11 protein-coding genes and 1 pseudogene are annotated in these 11,959 nt (G+C 59.8%); 4 read left to right on the forward strand and 8 right to left on the reverse strand.

Going from position 1 to position 11,959, the window contains the following annotated elements:
* Window positions 1–168: 168 nt before the first annotated feature.
* The 4 genes from H7U37_RS05430 to H7U37_RS05445 form a co-directional block, all read right to left on the reverse strand.
* Complete coding sequence (locus H7U37_RS05430) at window positions 169–1,974, reverse strand: alpha/beta fold hydrolase (RefSeq protein ID WP_204874243.1); 1,806 nt, start codon at window positions 1,972–1,974, stop codon at window positions 169–171.
* Between the two features lie 253 nt (window positions 1,975–2,227).
* Entirely contained in the window at window positions 2,228–2,815 is a 588-nt protein-coding gene (locus H7U37_RS05435) for a TetR/AcrR family transcriptional regulator (protein ID WP_204874245.1), read from the reverse strand.
* A 2-nt stretch (window positions 2,816–2,817) separates the two neighbouring features.
* Window positions 2,818–3,687: a metallophosphoesterase gene (locus tag H7U37_RS05440; RefSeq protein ID WP_243414247.1), complete on the reverse strand. Its 870-nt coding sequence runs from the start codon at window positions 3,685–3,687 to the stop codon at window positions 2,818–2,820.
* Between the two features lie 23 nt (window positions 3,688–3,710).
* A complete protein-coding gene (locus H7U37_RS05445) occupies window positions 3,711–4,937 on the reverse strand; it encodes a nucleotidyltransferase domain-containing protein (protein ID WP_204874249.1) in 1,227 nt (408 codons plus the stop codon).
* Between the two features lie 158 nt (window positions 4,938–5,095).
* Between H7U37_RS05445 and H7U37_RS05450 the strand changes: the two genes are divergently transcribed.
* From H7U37_RS05450 to H7U37_RS05460, 4 genes and pseudogenes are all read left to right on the forward strand, one after another.
* Complete coding sequence (locus tag H7U37_RS05450) at window positions 5,096–5,587, forward strand: S24/S26 family peptidase (RefSeq protein WP_204874250.1); 492 nt, start codon at window positions 5,096–5,098, stop codon at window positions 5,585–5,587.
* Window positions 5,571–7,355 (forward strand): ABC transporter ATP-binding protein, encoded by a 1,785-nt coding sequence (locus tag H7U37_RS05455; protein WP_204874251.1) that lies wholly within the window; start codon window positions 5,571–5,573, stop codon window positions 7,353–7,355. Before H7U37_RS05450 ends, H7U37_RS05455 begins: the two co-directional genes overlap by 17 nt.
* Before the next feature lie 34 nt (window positions 7,356–7,389).
* Window positions 7,390–7,452, forward strand: a pseudogene (locus H7U37_RS16440) (zinc-ribbon domain-containing protein); the annotation flags it as partial.
* Between the two features lie 231 nt (window positions 7,453–7,683).
* A complete protein-coding gene (locus tag H7U37_RS05460) occupies window positions 7,684–9,303 on the forward strand; it encodes a hypothetical protein (RefSeq protein ID WP_243413603.1) in 1,620 nt (539 codons plus the stop codon).
* Window positions 9,304–9,387: 84 nt separating this feature from the next.
* Here the strand turns inward: H7U37_RS05460 and H7U37_RS05465 are convergent, their stop codons facing one another.
* The 4 genes from H7U37_RS05465 to H7U37_RS05480 all read right to left on the reverse strand — a co-directional run bounded on the left by H7U37_RS05465 (window position 9,388) and on the right by H7U37_RS05480 (window position 11,955).
* The gene (locus H7U37_RS05465) at window positions 9,388–9,651 is read right to left on the reverse strand and encodes a PqqD family protein (RefSeq protein WP_204874253.1); all 264 of its coding nucleotides are present in this window, start codon (window positions 9,649–9,651) and stop codon (window positions 9,388–9,390) included.
* Window position 9,652: 1 nt separating this feature from the next.
* Window positions 9,653–10,792: a radical SAM protein gene (locus H7U37_RS05470; protein WP_204874254.1), complete on the reverse strand. Its 1,140-nt coding sequence runs from the start codon at window positions 10,790–10,792 to the stop codon at window positions 9,653–9,655.
* Window positions 10,789–11,634, reverse strand: coding sequence for a hypothetical protein (locus H7U37_RS05475; protein ID WP_204874255.1), 846 nt, complete (start codon window positions 11,632–11,634; stop codon window positions 10,789–10,791). Before H7U37_RS05475 ends, H7U37_RS05470 begins: the two co-directional genes overlap by 4 nt.
* An 81-nt stretch (window positions 11,635–11,715) precedes the next feature.
* Window positions 11,716–11,955 (reverse strand): hypothetical protein, encoded by a 240-nt coding sequence (locus H7U37_RS05480; RefSeq protein WP_204874256.1) that lies wholly within the window; start codon window positions 11,953–11,955, stop codon window positions 11,716–11,718.
* Window positions 11,956–11,959: the final 4 nt, after the last annotated feature.

Below are 11,959 nucleotides of genomic sequence, written 5' to 3' on the forward strand. Positions count from 1 at the left end.
CGGCGGGGGAGTGCGATCCCCTCCCGTCTTGTAGGGGCGACCCTTGTGGTCGCCCGCATCCATGCAGGCATTTTGACGTTTCCTGCAACACGTTCCACTTTTTCGACAGACTGACCGGCTCTCCAAAAGGGAGAGCCGGTTTTGCTGAAAGGAACCGAAAGAAACGAATCAGGCCACCAGGGTAAAGCCGGACAGCGTCACCAGGCCGCAGAAGATGGCGGCCGGAATGGTGCCAATCCAGATGTTGCCGTATTTGCGGTAGAGGTAGGTCACCACGCCGGTGGTGCCGCCCATCATGTAGCAGTAGCCAAAGGCAAAGTCCAAGGCGCCGCAGCTGGTGTTCTGGCCGGTGCCGTAGATGTCGATCTGGGGAATGAGGGTCTCGCCGGTGCCGATAATCATGCTGCCGCCATACTGGATGATGAGCAGAATGGCCAGGGCGGCGGCAGTCATCACGGTGTTGACCGCCACGGCAATCCACATATCCTTCCGCGCATTGCCGGTGGAGGGGAGCACACGCTGCCCCATATTGCCCAGGAACATGACGGTAAAGATGATGAGGATGTAGGGAATGGCCCGCACGATGCGCATGGGGCTGATCTTCAGATAGGTGGACAGGTTCCACACCTGGTAGTTGATGCCCAGGAAGCCCTCGGCGGCCCACAGCCAGCTGAAGAGGAACACCACGCAGATGAGACCGATCAGCAGGCCCTTGGCCGGCTTGGTCCAGTCAATCTTGGTCTCGCCGGGGCCGCCCAGCGCATAATCGGCCAGGGTCAGCGTCGTACCGGCGGCTTTGGCCTTGCGGGCCCGGAACACCATCCGCACCACGCCGATGGCGGCCAGACACAGCAGCCAGCCCATGATACCGTTGAGGTTGGTGGAGGTCAGGACCTTGGAAATGGGGGTGCCCGCACCAGTCCACAGCATCACATAGGCGGAGACATAGACAAAGATCAGCGCGGGAATGACAATGCTGAAGAGCACATCCAGCACCCAGGCCTTGGCGCCCTTCTGGGGCTTCTTCTGGGGCACGGCATTGGCGGCGGAGGCAAAGAAGCCGTTCTGCATCAGCAGGTTGATGAGTGCGGCCAGGAGGAACATCATGTCCACGCAGGCGATGCCGGAGAAGAGCTGCTGGGGCACCCACTGGGTCTCGTTGGCCGGGATGTCGATGGGGCTCTCATTGACGGCCTGCACGAAGGAGATGATCTCCTCGATGGTGGCGCCGCTGATGTTGCCGGTCTGATGGAGGGTTTCGTCAATCTCGGAGTAGCGGAAGAGATAGCCGTTCCGGTCATAATCCTGGCCGGGCTCAATGTCCACGCCCAGGCCGGCCATCTCACTGACGGCGTCGGTACAGGCGGCGGGATCGCCGATCATAAAGTAGTCGTACTGGTCAGCGGTGGATTTGATGATGCTGAAATTGGCGTTGACTTGCTCAAAGCCGCCGCCCATCTGCACCATGAAGGGGCCAAACACCTCACATACGCTGTGAATGATGTCTGGTTCCGCGTCGTAGACACGGAGGCAGGTCTCGGTACCGGCGGAATAGCCGATGAGGTTGACCTGGTCGGGGATCACATAGGACAGGCTGTTGGCATAGCGGGTCACGGTAACCGCCTGGCTGGCGCGGTCCACCGAGGGGTCCGATTCGCCGCCGCCCTGCAGGTCGGGAGACAGGACCACATAGCCGCGCCGGGCCAGCTCCATGCTCCAGGTGTCGTTGGAGTGGGCGTGGTTGGAGCGGCCGTGCATGATGACCGCCACCGGGGCGGGGGTCTCATCCGTGGCGTTATCGGGGATGTAGATCAAGGTGCTGATGGTGCTGCCGTCTTGTCCGGTGAGATAGAGGCGCTGGATGGACACCTGTCCCCAGTTGCTCTGGAACCCCCAAATAAACACGGTGCAGACAAGCAAGATCGCCAGTGATAGGGCAAAAAATCGTACCGCATGGTTGTTTTTTTCCTTCACGACTGTTCCTCTCCTTTTCACACAAATCTTCCGGGAAAATAACATGTTATTTTATGTACATAAGATATCATGTTATTTTATAGTGGTCAAGTAAAAATGAGCCGCCCGTGAAAATTGGTGAACTTCGTGCAGAAAAAAGTACAGCCTGCCTGTTTTGAGCATTTTTCTCAAACAGGCAGGCCGCTTTCTCTTTGATTTTTCAGTTTTTCAAATGTTTGTCAAACAAATCACAATCCGCTGCTCCGCGCTTTTCTCAAAGGCCGTTGGCCGTGAGAACCATGGACACCATTTCCGCTACCTTGGTGTGGAGATCGTAGCTGGCGCGATGGATGCACCAGTCGTACTCCACCCCCCGGGTCACCAGCATAAGGTCCTTGGCCAGCTCCTCCGCCGTACGTTCCGGCTTGCACCGGGCGGCGGCCATGGCCTCCTCCACAAAGGTGCACAGCAGGTCCATCAGCTCATCGCTCTCCCGCTTTTTGTAGTTTTTGGCAAACATGCGGTCCTCACTCAGGGCCCAGCCATCCTCCTCGATGACGTCGCAGAGATAACCGCCCAGCAGCCGGATGATCTTCTCTCTGGGCCGCAGCCCAGCCAGCATACCGGGCACCTCCTGGGAAAGCCAGAGCTCCTTTTCCCGGGCACGGTAATTGAGGATATCCGCCTTGCTTTTGAAGTGATAGTAAAAGGAGCCGGTGGTCAGTCCCAGTTCCCCCACGATCTCCCGTATTCCCACGTTTTCAAAGCCCTTTTCCCGAAACAGGCGGTTGGCCGTCTCAGCCAGCGCCCGCTTGGCCTCCTCTGCTTTGGGCATGGATGTAAGATGGACCAGCTTCGGCATGGTCATGTGCCTCCTGTCGCCGGACTGTCCGCCTGCGCGCACAGCTCCAGTATCATTACCTCCGGCGGATTGCGGAACCGGGGCAGCCGCTCCAGCTGTGTTCCTAAACCGCTTGTTATCGCCAGAGTGATAGTATCCTTTTTGTAAATTCCATGGATATATTGGGGAAAAAAGCCCTGGTCGCCGCCGTACAGTCCGCCCAGGAAGGGAAGCACCACCTGGCCCCCGTGGTTGTGGCCGCTGATAACCAGGTCCACATCCCAGGTCACCGACGCCGCGCCGAAGATAAAACTGTCCGGCCGGTGGGACAACAGGATCTTACAGGCGTCTGTGTCCTGAAACTCCGTCAGAAAGCCGTAGACCGCCGGGTCCATGCGGTCCGGGTCGCAGCTGTTTTTTGCATCCAGGGCAAAGGCATATTCATAGAGTCCACCCAGCCGGACATGGGTCTCTCCCACCGTCAGATCTACATATTCCTTTTCCAACACCACGGCCCCCGCCGCTTCCAACTCGGCCCGCAGCGCGGAGGTCCCAGCCTCCAGATACATCAGCTCATGATTGCCCCAGGCGTAGTACACCGGCGCCACAGCGGACAGCTCCTCCACCAGAGCGCAGACCCGCCCGCTGCCGTCTGAATAGCCGTTGAGCATATCTCCGTCCAGTAAAATGAGGTCGGGGGCCGCACCGGCCACCAGGTCGGTGAGCTGGCTGTTTGCCTCTCCGTACGTCATATCGTGGAGGTCGGACAGCACCGCCAGCCGGACCGGCGACGTCACACCGTCCAGAGCCACGGTGAACCGGTTGACCACGGGATTGTGGTAAGAGCGCCACACCTCCCAGGATCCCCGGACCGCCAGCAAAAGAAAGAGCAATGGTAATACAAACCGTATTTTTTTCATCCAATAACCCGATATTTTTTCAAAAGTTCCACGCGCCGCTCGCCGATTTCCACGCTCTCCTGAGAGGCGCCGGGCTGTCCCCTGTTCTCGGCGGTGTAGCGGGCGATGCGCTGTACCCAGGCGGCCGGCAGCAGCCATGGATTTTCCCGCAGATAGGGATAGGCGCCTTGCAGCTCTCTGGCGCTGGGAAAGACGGTATGGAGCAGCCGGGAGGAGCGATGGGACCCCTCCCCCTCCTCCACGGCGTGGAGGGTCATCAGGCTGCTGTGCTTGCGCTGTTCGGTGCTGCCGCCGTAAATACCGCCGTCCAGCAGATCCTCCAGCAAAGGCTGGCAGTCCAGCGTACCGTCAAAGCCCGCCATCCAGTCCGCCGCGCCCTGGGGATAGGGGCCGAGACCCAGATAGTTCCGGCCGATCTCCAGAAGATTGGCGGTAAAAAGGTCCGCCCGGGTCTCCTCCAGGGCGGCTATCAGCTCCGGCCAGCACAGCGCCTCCCCGTGGGCCATGGTAAAAAGGCAGATGTCGCACACCTGCCGCACCCCGAACCCGGAGTGGAGAAAATGCTTCAAGCTGTGGAGAATCAGGTAGAGCAAATGGTCCTGGTGGCAGAGGGTTCGGTATTCCATCCCCTCCGCCGTTACTTTCACGGCCCGTTGGGCGCTGGCGTCAAAGTAGCGGTTCCAGCCGCCGTAGGCGGCCGAAGCGGCGGAAAACAGGGTACGGTGGAGCTCCAGATAAAGTCCCGTCTCCCGGCTGAAGCAGGAGACCACCTGCTCCTCATCTGCCTTTCCGATGGTGAGCCCGCACTGCTCCAGCACCTGAAGGGCTCTGGGCATCTCCTCCGGCGGGAGGAGCAGGTCCTCGTCGGCGGACACCCGCAGATCCGGTTTGGGGTACAGCGCCCGGCAAATAAGTCCCTTGACCACCAGCGGATGTACATTTGCCTCCTCCAACCGGCGGTATACCGTCTGAAAGGCCTTGGTTTTGCGCACCTGGGCGCTTACCGTCTGGAACACCACGCCCCGCAGCCGGGAAAGCATTTCCGGGTCCCGCTGCCGCAGCGCCGGCGCCAGGGCGTCCATGGCCAGGGGAATCACCTTCTGCTCTCCCGCCAGCCGCCATAACGCCTGCCAATCCTCCGGACGCTCCAACGTCACCGGACAGGGCTGCCCGGTCAGCGCCCCCTTTATTCCCTCCAACAGTTGGAGCTGATATGCTTCCATGCTCTTCCCTCCCCGCCATTCCGTTTGGAATTTATTGTACCACGAAGGCCCCCGCCTGTCCACCGCTCCTCTTGACAACGGTTGACATTTGTACGAAAGATTGCTAAATTATAGAGGAAACCTGACGCTTGTTGGGCAATTTATTTTCGGAGGCGTTTATGGACCATTCCCCCAGGATCGTGGACAACCAGACCTTTCTGCCCGTCCTCATCGAACTCATCGACCAGGGCCACACCGTGGCCCTTACCATTACCGGCCACAGTATGACCCCCTTTCTGGTCCACGGTCGGGACCAGATCCGCTTTTGCCGGCCTGACCGTCCCCTCAGGCGGGGCGACATGGCCTTTTTCCGCCGAAAAAACGGCGCTTACGTCATGCACCGGGTTTGCCGGGTGGATGAAAACGGCTGCTACTATCTGGTGGGAGACGAGCAGATCCTGCTGGAGGGCCCCATCGCACCGGAGCAGGTGTTCGGCCTGGTGGTGCAGGTGTGCCGCAAGGGAACGTGGATCGGCCCGGGGGATTTCTGGTGGGATTTCTTTGCCGGTCCCTGGCTGAATTTGCTCCCCCTTCGTCCCGTCCTGCGGCGCGTCTATGCGTTGGCGTTCCGGCTCTGGAAAGGAGGGCGCGCCCATGAAACACAGGCATAAAAAAAGGACCGTGCTGGGCTCCGCCGCACTGGGCGCCCTGCTGGAGCGCATCCAGACAGGCACCTTTGGAGAATTGCTGGAGGACTGGCGGTGGATCTTCCACTATACGAAGCGCTATAAATGGGCGGTGCTTCTTTACGTAATTTTGGGCGTGCTCAGTTCCTCTTTGGGGCTGGTGTCTGCGGTGGCCAGCAAGTATACCATCGACATTATCACCGGCTATCAAACCTCCAGACTGGCCTTGATGCTGGTACTGATGATCGGTTCCGCTCTGTTCAGTCTGGCTTTGCGCAGCATCATCTCCCGGGTGTCCACCAAAATCAGCCTGGTGGTCAACAACGACATCCAGGCCGCTGTCTTTGAAACGGTGCTGGATGCCGACTGGCTGTCTCTCAGCCGCTACGCCAACGGCGACGTCCTCAACCGCTTCAACAGCGATGTGAGTACCGTGGCCTCCAACGCCGTCAGCTGGCTGCCCAATCTGCTCATTGCCTTCTATACCTTCCTGGCCACCTTCTGCGTCATCCTCCACTATGACGTGACCATGGGCTTTCTGGCCCTGGCCAGCGCGCCGGTGCTGCTCCTCTCCTCCCGCTTTCTGCTCAGGCGGATGCGCACCCATAACGAGGCCGTCAAGGAAATGAACAGCACTCTTATGACCTTTGAGTCGGAGACCTTTTACAATCTGGACACCATCAAGAGCTTTGGCCTGATGAAGCGCTATGGCATCCGGCTGCGGCGCTGGCAAAATAAATTCAAGCGGCTCAGCTTGGAGTATAACCTTTTTACCATTCAGACCGAGGCGCTCCTTTCCCTTTTGGGCTTGGGGGTACAGATGGCCGTCTTTGGCTACTGCCTCTATCTCCTCTGGTCGGGTCAGATCGTCTACGGCACCATGACCCTTTTTATCTCCCAGAGCGCCAGCCTCTCGGCTACCTTCAGCAGTCTGGTGGAGGTGGTGCCCTCCTTTTTGTCCAGCGCGGTGTCGGCCCGGCGCATCCGGGAGCTGACCCAGCTGGAGCCGGAGCCCCACATCTCCGCCAGCAGTCAGCTGGACCCCTTGGCGGTGGACGGCTTTCAGGTGTGTATGTCCGGGCTGACCTTTTCCTACGGTCAGGGACCGGTGATCCGGCAGTCGGACTTCATCGCCCGGCCGGGAGAGATCGTGGCCCTGGTGGGCCCCTCCGGCGAGGGTAAGACCACCATGATCCGCCTCATGCTGGGCCTGGTCCGCCCGCAGCAGGGCCGGGTGTATTTGAAAGCCCACCAGGGCTTCGAGGTGGAGATGAATGCCGAGACCCGGCACCTCTTCTCCTATGTACCCCAGGGAAACACCCTCCTTTCGGGCACGGTGGCGGAAAACCTGCGCATGGTGCGGGAGGACGCCACCGACGAGGAGCTGGAGGAAGTCCTGAAACTCTCCTGTGCCTGGGAGTTTGTCTCCCTGATGCCGGAGGGACTATACAGCCGCCTGGGCGAACGGGGTCGGGGCCTTTCGGAGGGCCAGGCCCAACGCCTGGCCATCGCCCGGGCCCTCCTCAAGGACGCCCCGGTCCTGCTGCTGGACGAGGCCACCTCCGCCCTGGACGTGACCACCGAGCGGCAGGTGCTGCGCAACATCATCCGCCAGCGGCCCAACAAAACCTGTATCGTCACCACCCACCGCCCCAGCGTACTCAATCTCTGCCAGCGGGTCTACCGGGTGATGGACGGCCAGGTCACCCAGCTGTCCGAGGCCCAGTCCAGCCAAATGGTTATGGATTTTTGATACATTCTATTTTGGGGATAAGGGAGGATATGCTATGTATTGTATTCGATGCGGTATAAAATTAAAGGACGATGCGAATTTTTGTCCGATCTGCGGGGCACGGGCAGAGCGGTCATCCGCTCCTCCGCCTTCCGAACCCGCTCCTGCGTCCACCGGCCAGCCCCCTTCCAAACCAAAACGGTGGATTCTCCCTGTTATCCTCACAGCGCTGGTTTTGAGCGCCGGTATCATTGCTGCGGTATTTTTTCTGGGCCGCGCTTCAGAAGAAACCGCAGATTCCACGGTTTCCCCGCCGTTCTCCTCTGATCCGTCCGGTGATGCTGTGACATTGGTCTTGCAGCAAGCCCAGTCAGCTGTAAATCTGGGGGATCTGGAAACCGCTTGGCAGCTGATCCAGGACGGCTACCGGCAGACCGGAGACAGTCGGCTGGAAACGGTTACCCTGTACGGCCAGCCCTCTCCATGGCTCTGGTATCTGCTGATTCATCAGGGGCCTGACAGCCTCAGCGGGCTGCGATATACTTTTTACCAGGACCGTATCCTGGCTGACTTAAGCGAAATTACCTCCACCTACATCTGCTTCCTTTTGGATGACCATGGACGCATTACCTCCCATCTCGTATTGGACTCCGACCTATCGCCCTTCTACTCCCTTCTCCCGGACTACGTCTATTTTTCCCTGGAAGAAGATGTGTTCAGCCAGAAGCTCTCCCTTTTTCAATATGAGCGGGATGAAAACGGTTTGGTCTCCGAGATGCGTTTTTCCGGCCAAATGGGGGAGGGGTGTCTTGTCCTTGCCTACGACGAAAGTGGCTGCTGCCAAACCATTGCCCTGAAGGAGTCCTACGCCGTCAGCGATGCCATGTCCCTCTTTTACGATGAAGCAGGCCGTGTGTCTCTTCTGAGCTGCAGCAGCGTGGAGGACGACTGGGTGTTCTCTTACTCGGACCATGGTCTTTCCATCGACATGGGAGAGACGACCTACCGCAGTATGCTGGATGACGCCTTCCGGCCTATGCAGGAGCGCATTTCCGGCGCCTCGGGAGACATCACCAAGCGAATGTTCACCTTTGAGGACGGCCTGCTGACCGGCCAGGAGTTTTCCCAATCTCCTTTTTCCACCAGCACCAGCTATACCTATACGGCAGACGGCATCCTGTCCGGCTGCGACCTTTTCCTCTTTTACGGTCCCAATTCGGGGGGAGACAGTATCAGCCTTTCGGCGATGTATGACGCCTCCGGACAGATGTCCTCCCTTTCGTACGAGGATGGGACGTACAGCCGGGAGATCACACTGATCTATACAGACGAAAAACCTCAACAGGCCTCTGTGCGCACTTATGGCGATTCTTCTATGACCAGTGGCGCCAACGTAAGCATTACCTATTTTTACGACGATCAAAACCGCTGCACCGGCTACTCCCGTCTATATTCCGATACCGGGGACTCCACTTCCTACACCTACCGGTACGACGCCGACGGACACATCATCGGCCAGGAGGCGGAGGGGACGCCGGCCGGCAGCGGTACGGCTGCGCCGGCAGAAGGTGAGATCTTCCGTGGCATTATGGGCGTCTCCTTTACCGTTCCGGACGGATTTGTGATCCTGGAAAATGAAGCCGCCGCCTTGGGCCTTCACAATTACAGCTTTTATAACGCCTCCCTCGATATGTCGTTCAGCGTGATGGAAGCCACCCAATTTGCCTTTGACGATTCGTTTTATGAGGATCAGTATGACATCTGGATGGCAGGGGAAAACGTCACCTATCACTATTATACCGATTCTTTCTTTGTTGTAAGTGGGTATTATGGCAATGGCAATATCTATTACAACAAATTGATCACCACCGGCGGCTTCTTTTATCAGGTCTATCTGACCTATCCCCAGGAAACCCGCACATCCTGCGACGCAGTACTGCAGCAGATTCTGGACAGCCTCTCCTACTAAAAAACCGCCGCCCCCCGTTCTCCCGCGCCGGGAGGACAGGGGGCGGTATTCTGTCTGCCGCCGGTAAAAGGGCGGCTATTTTCGTCAGGCAATCACATTTAATGCCCGCAGCTGATCCAAAAATTCCGCTACGTCGGCCTGGATGGTCTCCCGGGGGGCGTCGTACTCCTGGGCCAGCGTGTCCACGATCTCCTCCGCCGTCTCCGCCTGGGGCAGCAGCTCCCAGATGCGGGCCCCGGTCTCGCTCAACGAAAAGAGGCCGTTGTGCGCCAGCACCGACTCCCCCACAGGAATGAGGGCGTAATCTCCCGCGATCTCCCGCAGGACCAGTTCCGCTTTGATTTCCATTTTACCTCTCCTCCGGTCCGTACTTCCGCCACATCTGGTGGATCATGGACTTGGTCATGGTGCAAAGATACTCCGGCTTTTTGTCATAGGCGCCGGTCTCCGCGGCGCAGGAGGCCGCGCAGGAGGCGCACTGCTGGTGCATGGGACAGCCCGTACACTCCTTGGGCAAACGGATGGCCGCCGTCTCCGCCCGGATGGTCTCCCAGGCTTTTTGAAAACCCTCCTCCACCACGGAGACGCCCTGGGTGGTCATCATGCCGCAGGGCACCATACGGCCGTCCCAGGTCATCCAGAAGGAGCTGCGCCCCGCCCGGCAGAAAAGAGGCTCCCCTTCCGCGCCGCCGGTACATTCCAGCCCGTCCGGCGGAAGCCCGCCGTTGGCCACGGCCTCCCGCAGCTCCTGGGCCGTCATGGTCTCCTCCCGGCAGGCGATCTCATAATAGGCCGCGTCCTCCGCCGAAAAACGGTGCTCCGCCTCGCCGGCGTGGCCGCCGTTGATGCGCACCGGCGGGAACATGTAAGTCGTGGATTTCACATAAACCCCCAGCTCCCGGCTGACCTGGTAAATCGCCGGGATGTCATCCTTGTTGTAGGGGGTAATGGAGGCGTTGAGACGCACCGGAATGCCCGCCGCCCGCAGGGCCTTGATGTTGTCCACCACTTGCTGGAACATGGGCCGGCCGCACAGCCGCTCATAGGTGGCGTCGCTGCCGCCGTAGAGGGTGATATTAAAGCGCAGCGGCGGGTCTTGTTTCAAAAACTCCAGCATCTCGCCCCGGAGCAGAGAGCCGTTGGAGTTGATGGACACCAGCAGCCCCATTTTCTTCAGCTCATGGAGCAGCCGGGGAAAGTCCGGGTACACCAGCGGCTCCCCGCCGGTGAGGAGCAAAAAGACCATGCCGGCGTCCTTGGCCTGGCGGGCGATGTCCAGCCACTGGCCGGCGGTCAGCTCCTTCCGGCCGGATGCGGCGATCTGCTCGGGGGTCTGGTGGACGTAGCACATCTTGCAGTCAAAATTACACCGGGGGGTCAGCTCAAAGCTGCCGCTCACCGGCAGCCCCAGCCGGCTGCCTTTGTCATGGATATAGCTGGACCAGAGAGGCTCCACCTCCCGGCCCGGCTGCTTTGTATTCTCGCTCATAACAGATTCTCCAATGTCTCCACCGCGCCCTCGTCCGGCCGGCAATCCAGCCGGAACACCGGTACGCCGGACAACACGCGGGATAAAATTTCCGTCACGCCGGCCACGTCCCACTTATCCCAGGTGCGGTAGGCGCACTGCCCCAGCAAAAACCGGAAGGCCTCCAGCCCCCGCACCGGACGGATGCGGTTTTCCGGCGCCTGTCCCAGCAGGACCAGCGCCTTGAGGGGCGCACTGACGTTTTTCGAGATGTGAGAGGTGCCGCTGTAACAAATGCCGTGGACCGCCACCCCCGCCGCCGTGGGCCGGAGCAAACAGCGGTCCCCGTTGACCACCTCCGCGCCCCGGAATTGTTCCCACAGGGCCGCCTGGGTGGACTTGCCTGTCCCGCAGGGGGCGGAAAAGACGATGCCCGCCCCGTTGTGGACGATGTACGACCCGTGGAGCACCAGTCCGCCCTCCAGCAGCAGCAGATGGAACAAATCCACCCGTTCCAGAATCTGAAAAGCGGACAGCGTGTCCCGGTACTCCGGCCGCCAGGTCATGAAAATCTCTTTCCCCCGCCGCCTCCACAGGCAGTAAGGCCACGGCGGACCCTGCCGGTCACGCTGGCAGCGGTGCAGCCCGGCCTCCATTCCCGGCTCCCACCGCCACAGGGTCTCGTAGGGCGCTGTGTAGAGAGGCGGTTGGTCCGGACAAGCCAAATCTTCGGAAAAATCGCAGCTGACCGTAAAACCGTCCACCGGCGGGGCGGCAAAGGGGGCCAATTCCGCCTTTTCGCTCATATCCGCCGAGGCGCGGAGGGTCACCCCCACCCCGCCGAACATGTATCCCCGTTCCAAATCCGTCCCTCCTCTCCATTTTGGCAAAAGAAAGCCCCGCCCCGCAGGGGGGCAGGGCTTTCCTGTGTGTGCTATGGCAGATTACGAGGTGAAAATCGTACGGCTGTCGATGGGCACATGGTAGCAGATGCCGGACGCACCGTCCTGCCACTTGTAGACGCACGCGTTGGCATCCTGTACGAACACCTTAAAGCCGCCGGCGATGGTATAAGCGCAGGTATGTCTCCAGTGGTTGGTCGGGAACGCGCAGCCGGCGGCGATGTTGGCGCACAGCTCGAAGTTCTCGAACGCCACCTGGGGCTTGCAATATGTTTTCTTCATGATG

The sequence above is a fragment of the Pseudoflavonifractor phocaeensis genome (assembly GCF_016901735.1).
Taxonomy (GTDB): domain Bacteria; phylum Bacillota; class Clostridia; order Oscillospirales; family Oscillospiraceae; genus Pseudoflavonifractor_A.